Origin of the sequence: Staphylococcus sp. HGB0015 (assembly GCF_000411275.1) — a bacterium.
In the GTDB taxonomy this organism is placed as follows: domain Bacteria; phylum Bacillota; class Bacilli; order Staphylococcales; family Staphylococcaceae; genus Staphylococcus; species Staphylococcus schleiferi.
This window is the reverse complement of sequence record NZ_KE150418.1, coordinates 223684-239350: the sequence shown is the minus strand read 5'-3', so window position 1 is coordinate 239350 and position 15667 is coordinate 223684. Positions and strand designations below refer to the sequence as shown.

General features: G+C 39.3%; 13 protein-coding genes. 3 read left to right on the top strand and 10 right to left on the bottom strand.

The window, feature by feature from the left end; genetic code table 11:
• Window positions 1–79: 79 nt before the first annotated feature.
• From yidC to sbnA, 10 genes are all read right to left on the bottom strand, one after another.
• Window positions 80–937 carry a membrane protein insertase YidC gene (yidC, locus tag HMPREF1208_RS07780; protein WP_016425808.1) on the bottom strand — a complete coding sequence of 286 codons (858 nt, stop codon included), beginning with the start codon at window positions 935–937 and terminating at the stop codon, window positions 80–82.
• A 255-nt stretch (window positions 938–1192) separates the two neighbouring features.
• Complete coding sequence (gene sbnI, locus HMPREF1208_RS07775; RefSeq protein WP_016425807.1) at window positions 1193–1957, bottom strand: bifunctional transcriptional regulator/O-phospho-L-serine synthase SbnI; 765 nt, start codon at window positions 1955–1957, stop codon at window positions 1193–1195.
• A 13-nt stretch (window positions 1958–1970) separates the two neighbouring features.
• A complete protein-coding gene (locus HMPREF1208_RS07770) occupies window positions 1971–3158 on the bottom strand; it encodes a type III PLP-dependent enzyme (RefSeq protein ID WP_016425806.1) in 1188 nt (395 codons plus the stop codon).
• Window positions 3145–3927 carry an HpcH/HpaI aldolase family protein gene (locus tag HMPREF1208_RS07765; protein WP_016425805.1) on the bottom strand — a complete coding sequence of 261 codons (783 nt, stop codon included), beginning with the start codon at window positions 3925–3927 and terminating at the stop codon, window positions 3145–3147. The genes HMPREF1208_RS07770 and HMPREF1208_RS07765 overlap by 14 nt, the downstream gene beginning before the upstream one ends.
• Window position 3928: 1 nt before the next feature.
• Window positions 3929–5671: a staphyloferrin B biosynthesis protein SbnF gene (gene sbnF / locus HMPREF1208_RS07760; protein ID WP_016425804.1), complete on the bottom strand. Its 1743-nt coding sequence runs from the start codon at window positions 5669–5671 to the stop codon at window positions 3929–3931.
• Window positions 5664–7370: an IucA/IucC family protein gene (locus HMPREF1208_RS07755; protein WP_016425803.1), complete on the bottom strand. Its 1707-nt coding sequence runs from the start codon at window positions 7368–7370 to the stop codon at window positions 5664–5666. The genes sbnF and HMPREF1208_RS07755 overlap by 8 nt, the downstream gene beginning before the upstream one ends.
• Window positions 7357–8616, bottom strand: a complete 1260-nt coding sequence (locus HMPREF1208_RS07750; RefSeq protein ID WP_037559400.1) for an MFS transporter — start codon at window positions 8614–8616, stop codon at window positions 7357–7359. The genes HMPREF1208_RS07755 and HMPREF1208_RS07750 overlap by 14 nt, the downstream gene beginning before the upstream one ends.
• Window positions 8609–10360: a staphyloferrin B biosynthesis protein SbnC gene (sbnC, locus tag HMPREF1208_RS07745; RefSeq protein WP_037559528.1), complete on the bottom strand. Its 1752-nt coding sequence runs from the start codon at window positions 10358–10360 to the stop codon at window positions 8609–8611. Before sbnC ends, HMPREF1208_RS07750 begins: the two co-directional genes overlap by 8 nt.
• A gap of 28 nt (window positions 10361–10388) precedes the next feature.
• Window positions 10389–11399, bottom strand: coding sequence for an N-[(2S)-2-amino-2-carboxyethyl]-L-glutamate dehydrogenase SbnB (sbnB, locus tag HMPREF1208_RS07740; RefSeq protein ID WP_016425800.1), 1011 nt, complete (start codon window positions 11397–11399; stop codon window positions 10389–10391).
• Window positions 11392–12381, bottom strand: coding sequence for a 2,3-diaminopropionate biosynthesis protein SbnA (gene sbnA, locus HMPREF1208_RS07735; protein ID WP_037559398.1), 990 nt, complete (start codon window positions 12379–12381; stop codon window positions 11392–11394). The genes sbnB and sbnA overlap by 8 nt, the downstream gene beginning before the upstream one ends.
• A 207-nt stretch (window positions 12382–12588) precedes the next feature.
• Between sbnA and HMPREF1208_RS07730 the strand changes: the two genes are divergently transcribed.
• The 3 genes from HMPREF1208_RS07730 to HMPREF1208_RS07720 are packed head-to-tail and all read left to right on the top strand — an operon-like array spanning window position 12589 to window position 15584.
• A complete protein-coding gene (locus tag HMPREF1208_RS07730) occupies window positions 12589–13569 on the top strand; it encodes an ABC transporter substrate-binding protein (RefSeq protein WP_016425798.1) in 981 nt (326 codons plus the stop codon).
• Window positions 13570–13593: 24 nt separating this feature from the next.
• Complete coding sequence (locus HMPREF1208_RS07725; RefSeq protein WP_016425797.1) at window positions 13594–14589, top strand: FecCD family ABC transporter permease; 996 nt, start codon at window positions 13594–13596, stop codon at window positions 14587–14589.
• Window positions 14586–15584 (top strand): FecCD family ABC transporter permease, encoded by a 999-nt coding sequence (locus HMPREF1208_RS07720; protein WP_016425796.1) that lies wholly within the window; start codon window positions 14586–14588, stop codon window positions 15582–15584. Before HMPREF1208_RS07725 ends, HMPREF1208_RS07720 begins: the two co-directional genes overlap by 4 nt.
• Window positions 15585–15667: the final 83 nt, after the last annotated feature.

Below are 15667 nucleotides of genomic sequence, written 5' to 3'. Positions count from 1 at the left end.
CCCAGCACGCCACATCAATCCATTTAAAAAAGCTTAGTAACATTTGAATCTGCTACCAAGCTTTGCTTTCATCAATTTGTTATTTTTTCTTTTTAGAAACGACTTGTGTATTTTTACCTTTTTTACTGTTACCTGATGTTTTATCTAATTTCGCTTTAATTCTTTTAACTTCTTGTTCGGCATAGGCCCCATAATATCGGTTTGCCAAAAACATTTGAACAATCATAAACAAGGCTGACACAGACCAATATAAACCTAGTGCTGAGGCAGAAGTCAATGAGATATAAACGATAAAAATAGGCGAGATGATCATCATCATATAACCCATTTGTCGTTGTTCTTTTGGCATAGTCTCTAAGCTAACAAGTGATTGTAAAAAGTAAAGGACACCGGCAATAACTGTAATCAGAATATCGGGGTGCGTTAAATTAAACCATAAGAAATTCGGGTGCTCCGTAATACCACCGTGTGATGGCCATTTTAAAGAAACATATAAGCCAAATAAAATCGGCATTTGAATTACAATTGGCAAACAACCTAACATGCTTTTAAACGGATTAAATTCATATTTTTTATAAACTTCCATCATTTCTTGGTTAGCGGCCATTTTTTCTTCTTGTGTACGTGCTCGTTTAACCTTTTCTTGTACGGCATTCATTTCTGGTTTAGCAATTTCCATTACTCTACGCATCATCTGACCATTTTTAGTCTGGCTTAACATAAATGGCAACATTACAAAACGTATAACAAGGACGATAATTATAATCGCAAGTCCATAGTTATGGTTAAGATGATTACCTAACCAATGTAATAAATGATCCATCGGTTGCGCAAAAGTGTTATAGAAAAAGCCCGTTCTGTTTTCACTTTTTGAGTAGTCACAACCTGCTAATAAGACTGTAGTTAAACCTAATAACAGTATGTATTTGATTTTCATCATTCAATCTGCCTTTCCTAATTTGTTGACATATGACCTGTTGTATCTACTTAGCGTAAAAGATACCGCACGATTCATTTGACAGTTTTGTTTTATTGTGTCTATCTTTTGATAGTATCATAATCCATTCGCTTGTCAAATATACGATGAGTGAACTAAAAAAGGCAGATTTTATTATTTTCTATATGTAAAGTGCCCTACAGCTTACTCGATTTTTGACCTGTAGCTCGCTGTAGTCAACTTTACCTATATAGATTAAGACTCTATCAAATAAACTTTTTCGTTATAGCAACGCATATGAGTGACTTTATCATGTAAAAACTGTTGCCACGCTTTGAGTTGTGACGCACTATATTTTTCTTTGAGCAACTTCAAAGGGACTTGTAGATTCAAGCATCGGCCCGCAATGTTAAAACGTGTAACACCTGCAGGGACTGTTTTACCTTTACGGACAATCGCTTCAATTTCACTAAACTGTAACGGCTGATATTTCATCAAGATTTCCTGAGGTGTAATACATGTACATGCATCCTGTAAAACACGCTCTACTTGGCATGTCGAACTATAACTCTCTACGACCTTTTCCCAAATATTCATTTTATTCGTGCTCAAATCTTCAGGATATAAGTATTGCTCAATATCTTCATAACACATGGTAATAAATGGTGTCGTATAACGAATTTCAGTAGTCCAAGGTAAATCAGACTCCGCACTTAGAATGGACGTGAGTTGATCACATGGCACTTTGTGACACCATGCTTCTATAGAATATTGAGCTTGATGAATCACTTGAACGGGAATCACTTTACAGCCTAATGCTTTCAAACTTGTAAAGCGATGAACGCCATCAATCACCATATAACGTCCTTGATTCATTGGAACGACTAAAATGGGATGACGGATAAACTGATCCGCTTCAATACTCTCTTTTGTTTTCTCTAAACGCGAAGGTTCATACGTCTCATGAATGTCAATTTGATCGACATCTATTAATTTGAGTGATTCATGTAAGTCTTTCAATATGATCCCCCCTTTAATGTTGAGATAAATATATAAATTCAGGATGTGGATGACTCAGAAAATCATGATGTGAGATGGACCAACCATATGCGCCGGCATATTGGAAAACGACGACATCTCCAGTTGCGATTTCTGTGATGTCCACTTGTTTCGCAAAAACATCTTTAGGTGTGCACAGTTGACCGACTAATGTCGCAGCATCATTCAATAGATTCATCTTTTCAAAAGCGTAACGTTCCAATGGAGAGGCATAGACCTCAAATGGATGGTTATGTTGCCATGAAACGGGAAGTCGAAACTGCTGTGTGCCACCTTTTAAAATGACAAACCATTCTTGATGGACCTTCTTAATATCTAAAACTTCTGTCGCATAATAACCGATATGTGCGACCAGATAGCGGCCACATTCAAAATTCAATGTGACATCTTGCATCTCATAAGCTTCTATAACCGCTTTAAACCCTGCGACAAAATGAGACCAATCGAATTGGGCGTTTAAATCCTGATAGTTGACACCAATGCCACCACCTAAGTTGATGTGTTGGAGTTCAAACTGATGTTTCTCTGCCCAAGATTTCGCTTTTTGAAAATAGAGTGCCATCACGCGCAAGTGTAATTCAGCATCTAAATTATTCGAGATGGAATGAAAATGAAAGCCCTCTAAATGAATATATGGTAAAGCGAGTGCCTTTTGGATAACCGTATCCATCTCCTCTTCTGAAATACCAAACTGTGTCGGGCGCCCAGCCATGTGTAATGTCGCTTCTGGGAAAGGTCCTGACAAGTTCGCTCTTAATAGAATAGATTGTTGACGATTTTCTTCTTCTAATATGGCATTAAGTCGTTGGAGTTCATAGAGACTCTCAACATGAATCCGACGCACACCAGATTGGATGGCATAACGTAATTCAGCATCTGTTTTTCCAGGGCCACCAAAAATGATATGGTTGGATGCTACGTGAGCTTGTGCCTTTTCAATCTCGCCTTGAGAAGCCACTTCAAAACCAGCGACATATTGAGACATCGCGCTTAAAATCGGTGCTTCACTATTCGCTTTCATTGCATAATACATCTCACAATTTTCAGGTAAAGACTGCACGCAAGCTTGGACATGTGCTGCTAAAGCGTCCACATCATAAATATAATGACAAACCGGAGCATTCGCCTGTATTGTCGCAATCGTCTCGTTAATTTTCTCCATCTATGTTCACCTCTTTGATTTCTCCAACAGTCTGTTTAAAATGACGATAAATTTTACCGCGGTCGTCACCTAAAACAAACATTTTCACGCCTTTTTGTTGCCATTCTTTAATATGGGCTTGCGTTCTCGGCAATGCACAAAACAGCTTATCGTGGGCTTGTGTCGCTTCAAATACACGCGTAATATAATCCCGTACTGTTGGATGCGTTGTTTGCCAAGGCAATCCTAAAGATTGAGATAAATCGGCAGCCCCTTCGATAATCATATCGATACCGTCGACTTGTACGATCTCTTCAATCGCTTCTACACCTTCGATATCTTCAATCATAACTATGACCATAATATGGGCATTCGCTTGCTTCATTGCCTCATCAAGTGGAATCTCGCCGAATTGTGCCATGCGCCCGCCATTCAAACTTCTCATACCTTGCGGGTAATAACGACTCAACTTCACCACTTGTTCAGCGGTTTGCTTATCTTTAACATGAGGCACAATGATACCTCTTGCGCCCATATCTAATACTTTAATAATGTCACGCTCAATCGCTTGTGTGACACGCACAATTGGAATGATATGCGCTGCTTCTGCTGTCCGTATCAAATGCGCTAATGTCTCATCATTAATCGCGACATGTTCCGTATCAATAATGACAAAGTCAAAGCCACTCGCCGCCATAATCTCAATCATTAACGGGTCAGGAATGGAATTAAACAAGCCATACAATGCTTCAGTTTGGGCTAATCTTGTCTTCACTGATAATCGTTGCACTTTATACGCCTCCTAACGGATTATTCACGTGGTGGACACGCATTTCCGAATCATCTCTCAAACGCCGTGTCGTCAATTTTTCAACTTGAATTGTTGGTTCAAACAAATCAAAATGCGCATAATTTTGAAGATTTGGAAAACGATTTTGATACGTTTTGATGACTTGTGCAATCATCTCCCATTGTTTGCGTTCTTCTAGCTGATATTGGGCATTGATAAACCGGGCGATTTCAGCGATATTGATAAAGAAAAAGGCATCATGCAAAAAGTCTCTGACTAATGCTTCATCTTCTGTTTCAATAAATGAATTACTATTAATCTTTTTATGCGACTCTGGCATCTCTTTTAACTTTGGATCTTGTGCAATATCACTCAGTAACGCACGTTTAAAGCGGACGCCATCATGAAAATCTTTTAATGCAATGCGCGTTGGCCATCCATCTTCATGAATGAGCATCATATTTTGCGCATGTGATTCAAAAGCGATGCCGTGATAATAAAGCATATGAATCATTGGCTCAATCGCAACTTTGAAAAATTGCTCTAACCATGCTTCTAAGCCATATTGCGCAATCCATGCTTGAATGAGCGGTTGCTGTTGCGCATCTAAAACGTAAAGTGCATTAAATGGTATCGCAGACTCCTTTGATCCAAGGTAGTTGTGAATATTTTCTCTCCATATCACCCCAAGCGCGCCGTATACGTGAGCTTGCTTTGTCTCTGTGGCCTGTTTATTCAGATAGGCTTGACCCAATACTTCGCCTAAAAAGACTGTTTTTAAAGTTTCTGTTAAATAGACATCATGCGCTTGAATTTTTTTAATCCAATCTGTAATCTGTGCTGCATTTTCAATCGTATGCGGTGCCAAAACACGTTTTGTCGACGTATTCGTCAAACTCATCGGTACTTTTAAGTAGTAACGCTCCGGTTGTTGTGGCGTTAACGTGCGAATAGATTGTTGTGGCGTGTACTTTTCTTCTGACATTCCTAAGTACAACAATTCGCCTTGCCATTTCGCCTCCGCAAATTCAACTTCTATTACACGTTCAAACTGCCACGGATGCACGGGTAGGATGGCAACATCGTCAACGTCTTTGCCATGTGATTGAATTGTTTCCACAAATTTCGCATAAGTGTCGGACCCCAGTTGTGTTTGTAACAGCTGACTCACTTCTATCGACTGTGAAACAGTTTCTTCTATATTATGTTTATCTACAGCCACCCAATGCAGTTGGAATGTAGGTCGAAAATCTGGGCCATAGGTCTCGTTATCTTCTAAGCTAAAACCTAAACGTGATTTATAGCTCGGATGATACATATGTCCGTCCATCGCATAAGCTTCATAATCATCATAAGTGACAAGCTTTTCAACGGGATGTGCCATGCGATAGCGCCAAGCTTGGATGTCTTTAAGCTCGGTTTGTAGCAATTCAATGATAAAGTGTTCTAATTTTGCTTCATCTTTTTCGAATGTAAAATCAACTGTTCTTAACAGCGTTACATAATCTAGTGTTTCCGTTTGACCGTCTGCATCACGCAACCATACAGGAGAAACAACCGTTAAGCGTCCAAAGCTCAATGAAGCTTGAATATCAACTTGATAGCTGACATCCGTTCCTTTAAGTGTGTAACGATTGTAGTCTTTAAACGATACAACGTCATACTGTACGACATCTTCATAAATTAATGACGTTATCAGTTGATTCATAATGCGTGTTCTTACTTTTTGTACGATACTATCCAACGAGGTGATCCTCCTTTTCTATAAAAATCGGATTCGGTATTTCGATGTAAATTGGATTTTCGCCACAATCTTTCAATTTACTTGTTAAGTTCGCTTTCGCTTCAAAAAATGGTGTGTCACATAAATCTTGAATAGACGCTTGCATCACTTCATTGCCACTCGCTTGCCACTGGATGAACTGTTCGCGTACTACAGACCAAAGTTGTGATTCATTATGGTATGCTTTTCCAATCGTTGAAATGAGATGTCCAAGCTGATTGACAATAATATAATATTTAAAGCGATGCCACGCTTCTTGATGCGACAAGACTACTGGACTCTCTTCGCGAACGATATTAGGAATAATATTCGCTTGTTGTGCAAGTTCACGTGATACACAAATACCTTCTAAGTCTCTGACATAACACGTATGTGGACGACCCTGTTTTAATGCAATCAGTGTATTTTGAACATGCGCTTCTAAACTAATCCCTGTCTCTGAAAACAGTTTCAACATGGGTCGTAACGTCATATTTAAGTAATCAGCAAGCCATGCTTCACTCGTAAGTCCACTCTGTTCAATACGCTGACTTAATAGCGATGTCGCATTATCTGGTAACGTTTCGACTAAACTCGCAAGTACGTGAATATCTTGTTCAGTTTGATAACTTTCAATACCTTCTCTTACAATCATGGCGCTATTTTCTAAAAGATGACTGTCGGCTTGCGAATCTGCTTTAAAAGCGCGATAACCTTCTTCAAACATCAGCTTAAAGGCTGCAGTTTCGTAAGAGCGTTTAACTGTTGCGATGATTTCTGCGGCATCTAATGTCCGTTCAATTTGTTCGAAGTCATTGGTTCTTACAAAATTAGTAATTTTCACTTGAATCGGTAGCTTCAAATAAAAGTTCAAATGTTTCGCAAAAACTGTGCGCACAGAGGAAGTCGGGTAAACTTCATCACCACATGGTCCATAAACACGGACTAACCCTTTTGCACACCATACTTTGAACAGTCCATTTTGTTTCAAAATATCAATTTGGAAAGGGTGCACAGCAAGTAATTTGAAGTCTTTGCCAATGTCTGATTTAGGGATTTTAGACAACTTATGTAATTTCGTATCCACCCCTGACTGATGTCCTGTCACATAACGTTCAAGGAGCAATGATTGATGGACTGCAATATAAAACAATTGGAATGACACATGACACTCTGGCGCATAGGATTGAATGTCTCCTTGTGAAAATCCTGTTGCGCTCTTAGGCGTAGGATGAAAAGGATGACCTAAATAGAGCGACTGTTCTGATTGAATGTAACGCGTTTCATGATGTTGAGACTCACGAAAGGCTAAATAGCAAGCTGTGCGTTCAATACTATTATCAATATCAGTCTGCACTGCTTCCAAACGCTGTTTGATTTCACTTTGGTCTTCATCCGTCTCATCCACCATTTTTTCTAAAATAAGCTGGATTCCTTCGACTGGCGTCAGTTGCGATACTGTGTCACCATCGTGTAACGTGATGTGATTTTCATACATATGATGGCCCATCGGTGACCAGTAACTGAATTGGCCCATCAATTTACCTGCCTCATTCAGTTGAATTGTCCATTGATGAGAAGGGTCAGACTCCCGATACTGTCCATTTTCTCGAAAATAGACATTCAATATTCTTTCTAATGCAGCATGCGTTGCGATGTTCTTTGTATTATGCTTTTGCACGTTTTTCCTTTGCCTCCCATAGTTTCATTAAAGTCAAATCGACTTTCTGATTTTTAATATGTGATGAACATAAAACTAAACTGCTCATGATAAAGACACAGCCCATGACAATAAAGGTCATACTTGGTTGCGTATAACTTGTAATCGCGGCGCCACCTAAACTACCTAACACCTGCCCTAACACGAGCAAACTATTCGTCGAACCTACAAAAGTCCCTTTCAAACGTTGATCACTCGCATTAACGACGACAAACATCACACTTTGAATGAGTGCGCTATATGTGAGTCCCTGCAAAATACGCGTAATTCCGAGTATCCATACGTTTGGTGAAATGCCTTGTAAGACAACACTCAAACCACATAAAACACTCGCAGTGATATAAACACTTTTGACATAGGAACGATCATTAAAATAACCCCATAACGGTGCACTCATCATTGAAGCCGTCCAAAAAGCAGATTGCAAGAAACCGACAACGGCGCGATGATCGACAGCTGTTTGATTCACTTCTGATGTTAAAGGTGCTAATGCCGTCAACATGCCGTACATGGCAAAGTTTGCCAAAATGCCTACAACGATGAAACGACTCGTTACTTTGGATGACAATAAACATTGAATAGAACGGCGTACACTCGTCTGAACCTTTTGCGATGAAGTAATAGCGATGTGTGCTGTTTCTTTGAGTAAGAAGACACCTAATACACAAATAACAAAAGTGAATATGGCAATACCTATTAATAACACTTGGAATCCGAGTAGCGTCGCAAGCACACCCCCGATGAGGGGCCCTATCAGTGATCCCGCACTGACAGAGCTTTGCAGTTTGCCTAACACGGCACCCCGCTTCTCCGGTGGTGCTTCACTACTTGCGAAGGCGCTAGATGCATCAACGACACCACCAAAAATACCTTGTAACAATCTCACAATGACAAATTGTAAGGGCGTTTGACAGAACCCCATTAATAATAAGCAAATGCCTAAACCGAAAAGCGCACGTAAAACCATCCATTTTCGACTGATTTTGTCACCGAGCTTGCCCCATAAAGGGGAGGAAATCATTGTTGTAATGGCCGGTGCAGCAATGGCAATACCGCTCCAAAACTGAATCTCTACGACACTCAAATCTTGCAGTGACGCCATATAAATAGGTAATAAAGGCACTAATACCGTTAACCCTGCTATGGAAATAAACTGGCTTACCCACAGCATTCTAAAATTGGTGTTCCAAATTTTTTCACTATTCATGTTTCATCATAGGATTGGGCACACGACCTAAACTGGAAGGCATACTCCCTCCACCCGATTCTTTTTGCAATAACAATGGCAATATAATGCGTTTAAATGGCCATGTCTGTTGCTCAAGTAAAATAGCTTCGACTTTCTCTTTATCTTCAGGCAACCATTCAATTGTTGAAACCCAATATGTTAATTGATTGCGTAAAATAGTCATTAAGTCATGTTCTGCAATATCAAAGACTTGGACTAATGCATCAATAATGGCGTACAAATTAACACTTACCGCTAACGTTTGGAAATAAGCAAAGAAATCTTCTAACGTTTCATTGATGAGTGTATTCGGTGTATCTTTACGTACGGTATACTGAGGAACCTCAATGTGCTGCTGTTTTAACCATTCCGGATAGATTCGTACCGTATCGTGATCACGTAAAACGAAACTTGAAACTTTGCCATCTTTAAATGCAATGAGTACATTTTGTCCATGAAGTTCAGGTAAGGCACCCGACTTCATAAATGAACATGTCATCTCTAAAAATGACGATGTAATCGCTTCAAATAGATCCATGATTTGTGCCTGTGTGAGTGACCCATGCGGCTGCCTTAAAATCATGCGGTACAGTGAATCATCGTGTGCAGCAAGCGCTGCCATTGAAATCAACTGTTGCCCGACATCATTTTTAATCGCTTCAGGATATTGTCTGAATTGCATCGTCAAATGTCCTAACTGATCTTTGAAAATATCACCGTCTGACGATAAATAAGACCACCATGCCGTCTCATCACATGGCCATACATGACCTTTAAGTCGGTCATCTTGTTGAATCAACGTGTGTAATAATTGTTCAGCCACTTCGCCATTTTTCATATAACGTGTCGGTGTTAATCGAAGTGCACCTAAAGATTGAATGGATAGTGGCACTTTCAAATGTTCAAACGGTTGTTCCAGATTAATGAGCGTTCTCATAGAAGAAGAGGATAAATAACGTCCAAACGTATGCTTTAAGCGCACCACTTGTTGTGCTTCTATTTCAGCTTCGAATTCAACAGGAAGCACATGTTCATACTGCCATGGATGAACTGGAAAGATTATATACGCTGTCTCTAATAGACCGCTCTCTTGAAGTTCTGCTTTGCATGGGTCTAGCGTTGCACCAAAATAATCCTGATAACGTTGGGCATCTGCTTTTTGACCATTTAATACGAAGTCCTTATGAACTGCTACCGTATTCAGTGCAATCGGTTGATGAAATTCTGACTGATACTTTTCATAGTCACTTACGCGAAATCCACGTTTTTCTTTCGCCACAGGATGAAATGGGCGATCTTTAAAACTCGCTAATTGCTCGGCTCTAATAAACGGATGGTCAGACAAGTTCATGCCCTTCAGTTGTCCTGTTAATTGCTGTACGGCATCTTGTAATCCTTGTCTAAAACGTCGCCATTCCCACGCTTTTGCTTCTGATGGATTCATTTCGACGATTTGATCCCATAATTCAACAGCATGCAATGTTTTTTCTTGGCCATGCTGACAGAGAAGGACAGCACCCGGCGCATAACGAAACAGATTTAACCCACTCATATAAACAGGAATGCTTAAGTATCTTTCTGTTGTGCCATAATGTATAAACAATTGGTTGCCATGCGTCACAACCTCACTCTTAGACGCTAATCCACCGATATCTTCGAATAAAAGCGCATCTACCAAATCCTTTAAAATCGTTTGTTGCGCTAGCGCTTCATTATTTCGTATTTTTTGCACATTCATGAGTGAACACCCCTTAATATAAACTCAATGATGTTCCAACATTTTGTGCTTTCGCTTCTCGATAAATGAAATACGCACTTGCAATATCTTCAATCGCCATACCCATTGGATTTAATAAAATGATTTCTTCATCATTCTCTCTTCCTACAACTTCACCTGTCACAAGCTGTCCTAATTCAGCATGAAGTTTCTCTTTGCTAAATTTACCTTCTAACACGAGTTGATTGATTGTTTTCTTCTCGCGATTACATTGTGACCAGTCATCGACAACGACTTTATCAGCTTTAACAAATACGTCTTTTTGAACATCCATGATCGAAATATTACTAATAAATGCACCTTTTTGAAGCCATTCATATTCAATGTAAGGTTGATCCGTCACTGTACATGGAATAATCACTTCACCTTGCACGACTGCTTCTTTTGCTGTTTCAGCTTTAATAAATGTAATATCCGGACGCAATGCTTCCCATTTTTCAATAAATTGAATCGCTGCTTTATCAAAATGATCATATATGTATACATTGCGAATACTGTCAAATTGTTCAAGCATTGTTTGAAGCTGCTTATCTCCAATTAAGCCACATCCAATAATTGTTAAATCTTTGAAACCAGGTTTAGCTAAATATTTTGCAGCAATAGCGGAAACAGCAGCCGTACGCATACTACTAATCAAACTTGCTTCCATCACTGCGATAGGATAGTTCGTTTCAGGGTCATTAAGAATAATAACCGCACTTGCACGTTCTTTTTGACGTTTTGACGGATTGTCATGCTTACTACCAATCCATTTAATTCCAGAAATTGAAAGGTCGCCGCCAATATGACTTGGCATCGCGATAATACGGTCAGCGATATGACCGTTCTCTGTATTTTGTCTTAAGTAAGGCTTTAAAGGCTGGACAAAATCTTCATGAGCATGCGCAGTGAGTGCTTCTGTCAATGCATCAACATAGATTTGTGAGTGATCGCCTCCTAAGTTTTGGATATCTGTACGATTTAAATATAATAATTCGTTATTCATGCGTGATGTGCTCCTTTTTATGTTTTAATTGTTCTAACCATTGTTCTGAATAAACTAAATCTAAATAACGATCGCCTCTATCTGGAAAAATCGTCACAATTGTTTTGCGCGGTTCTATACGTTGCGTCAGCTGTGCAATCGCAGAAACGACTGAACCTGTCGAGCCTCCTGCAAAAATACCTTCTTCATTGACTAACTGCTGGCATCCGAGCGCTGAATCATAATCATCCACATGAATGACATCATCAATCTCTGCGTGATTAAGAATTTCAGGCACACGACTAGCACCGATACCCGGTAGCTCTCGATGACATGGGGTGTCACCAAAAATAACAGAACCTTTCGCATCGACAGCGATAATTTGCGCATTCGGATGATGCGCTTTAATTTTTCGACTCATCCCCATAATGCTTCCCGTCGTACTGACAGGCGCCACAAAGTAATCTATGGGTCTATCCATAGCGGCAACGATTTCACTGCCTGCCCCATGATAGTGTGCTTTCCAATTCAATTCATTCGCATATTGATTGATCCAGTAGGCATTGTCATCTTGTTGCAACAGCGCCTTCACTCTCTTAATACGCGTGATTAAATAACCGCCGTGTTCATCTGGTTCATCAACCATATCTATATTTGCACCATAACTCTGGATAATTTTTAAATTAATGGGTGAAATTTTAGGATCAACGACACACGTTAACTTTAAGCCTTTAATCTTGGCAATCATGGCTAAAGCAATGCCGAGATTTCCAGAAGTGCTTTCGATTAAGTGTGTGGACGAATCAATGCGTCCTGTTTCTAATCCATGTTCAATAATGTATTTGGCCGGTCTATCTTTCATACTTCCACCAGGATTCATATACTCCAATTTGGCAAACACATCATGTTCTGGAAACATTTTTTGAAGTTGTACCATCGGTGTATTGCCGATACAAGACAGCAATGTATCTTGGTGCGGTTCAGCTTTATTAAACAAAAACATTCCTCCTAAAATTATATTGTGTAATTCAATTGATAATGATTATCATTATCGATAGGCTGTATTATATTTTCTCAAAATATTCATGTCAAACATTTATATATTTTCTTTTTTTTAAAAAATTGTATTGACTTAAAGGTAACTTTCATCCATAATACAATTGATAATGATTATCATTGTCATAATATAGGAGGAGGATTCCGACAACTCATGAAGAATACATTTAAGATCTTGATGATGGCGCTTGCTTTCATTCTTGTATTAGCCGCATGTGGCAATGATTCTCAAAAAGAGACAGAGAAAAAAGAGAACGATGCGGTTACAATTAAACACGCTTTAGGTACAACTGAAATAAAAGGTGAGCCTAAGAGAGTCGTTACGTTATACCAAGGTGCAACTGATGTTGCCGTTGCTTTAGGTGTTAAACCCGTTGGTGCTGTAGAATCATGGGCACAACAACCTAAATATGATTATTTGAAAGATGATTTAAAAAATACAAAGATTGTAGGTCAAGAGCCTGCACCGAATTTAGAAGAAATTGCAAAGTTAAAACCTGATTTGATTGTTGCTTCAAAAGTGCGTAATGAAAAAGTTTACGACCAACTTTCAAAAATTGCCCCTACAATTTCTCAAGACACTGTTTATAAATTTAAAGACACGACAGAAATGATGGGTAAAGCTTTAGGTAAAGAAAAAGAAGCAGATGCATTATTGAAAAAATATGATGATAAAGTAGCGAAGTTTAAGAAAGATGCAGAAGCGAAATATGGTGACAAATGGCCACTTTCTGCTTCAGTTGTGAACTTCCGTGCTGACCATACGCGTATTTATGCAAGTGGTTATGCAGGTGACATTTTACACGACTTAGGTTTCAAACGCCCAGAAGCACAACAAAAAGAAGTGGATAAAGGAAAAGACATTATTCAATTAACATCTAAAGAGAGTATTCCTTTGATGGATGCAGATCAAATTTTCGTTTTCAAATCTGATCTTACTGCAAAAGATGCTAAACTCGTTAAACAAACAGAAGACGAGTGGACTTCAAGCAATGAATGGAAAAACCTAGACGCTGTTAAAAAAGGACACGTTGCTAAAAACGTCGATGAAATCACTTGGAATTTAGCAGGTGGTTATCAATCATCATTAAAATTAATCGATGACTTATACGAAAAATTAGACATTAAAAAATAATGTCATGAAATAAGGAGTTACACTATGTCACTTAAACCTCCGCAACATCTTTTGATTGCAGGTTTATGTCTTATCGTTGTAACCGTGCTGAGTTTAATGCTTGGGAATACGCTTGTATCACTATCACAGTTGATACAGGCGTTCTTCCACTTTGACAGAAACAACGATATACATACACTGATTACAGGCGCTCGTGCCTCTCGCACACTCATTGCACTACTGACAGGCGCAGCTTTATCCGTCTCAGGACTTTTAATGCAAGTCCTCACACGAAATCCGGTTGCATCTCCAGGACTTTTTGGTGTCAATGCAGGTGCCGTTTTTTTTATCGTATTTAGTATTACTTTTATTCAAGTGAGCTCATTTGAAGCATTAATTGTCATTGCATTTATTGGCGCAATGCTCGTCACGTTTCTAGTCGTTGCTCTAGGAATGTTTCGACAAACACAATTTTCACCACAACGTGTGATTTTAGCAGGTGCCTCTATCGCAATGCTTTTTACCGCCTTTACACAAGGCATATTAATTATGAGTGAAACCAATTTACAAGGCTTTCTATTTTGGCTTGCAGGTTCCGTTTCACTGCGTAATATTTGGGAGATTAAATGGATCATCCCCTTCCTTATCGTTCTCATATGTATTGCTTATTGTATGTCTTCACGCATTAATATCTTGATGACAAGTGATGAGATTGCGACTGGATTAGGTCAAAATATAAAAGCGACAAAGTGGCTATTGATACTTTTAATCAGTTCCCTTGCTGGCCTATCTGTCGCCTTAGCGGGTTCTATCGCATTTATCGGATTGATTGTCCCAAATATTAGTAAAGCGCTATTACCACCAAACTATAAATATTTGATCCCTCACTCGGCTATTGTCGGGGCTTGTTTAATGATCATTTCTGATATTGTTGCGAGAATGATTATTCGCCCATTAGAACTGCCGGTCGGTGTTGTCACAGCCGTCATTGGCGCAAGTGTATTGATTTATCTTATGCGGAAAGGAATCTATCGCCTATGAATCCAACATTAAAACTGAAAGAAACCTTTCGTCTGATTGGCATTACCGTTGCGCTGATCGTTCTTGTACTTTTAAGTATGATGATTGGACCGACATATATTCCGTTATCAGAGGTCATCGCATATTTGATTCATCCATCAGAAAGTGCTAACCAATTTACACTAGAAGTGCTTCGGTTACCTCGTATTACATTAGCGATTTTAGCCGGAACTGCATTTGGTATCAGTGGTTTATTACTACAAAATGTCTTGAAAAACCCCATCGCCTCTCCTGACATTATAGGTGTCACAGGGGGCGCCAGCTTAAGCGCTGTGTTTTTTATTACCTTTTTCAGTAGTTTAAGCATTCACTGGTTACCCGTATTTGCGGTCAGTGGCGGTGCCATTGCGATGTTCATATTATTGTCTTTTCAGATTAAGCGTACGATTCGCCCTTCCACATTGATTATTATTGGGATTGCGCTTCAAACACTCTTTATTGCGCTCGTACAAGGTTTAATGCTCACAGCCAAACAATTGTCAGCATCTAAAGCCTATACGTGGTTAGTTGGGAGTCTCTACGGTGGGACTTTCCAAGACGCTACGATATTATTGATTGTTCTATTATGTATGGTGCCATTGCTAGCGCTCATTATTCCAAGAATGAAAGTTGCAGCATTAGACGACGCTATTGGCATTGGCTTAGGCCTTAACTTAACCCAAACACGCCTTATCCAAATTATCATCTCTACCGTCCTTGTTTCTGTTGCAATCAGTTTTGTTGGTAACATTGGCTTTGTGGGTTTGATTGCGCCACACATTGCTAAAACACTCATTAAACAAAGTACGTTTAAACAAGTACTGATGTCTGCACTGATTGGTGCTATCTCAATATTGGTCGCAGATTTTGTCGGTCGAACACTCTTTTTACCGAAAGAAATACCAGCAGGTGTCTTCATCGCAAGCTTCGGCGCACCGTTTTTCATTTATCTATTACTAACCGTGAAAAAATTTTAATCGCCCTAACTGACCACCTCGTGTTCATTACTTCATTGAATGGGAGTGAGACGAGAAATCGAATTGATTTCTTCGTTTCATTC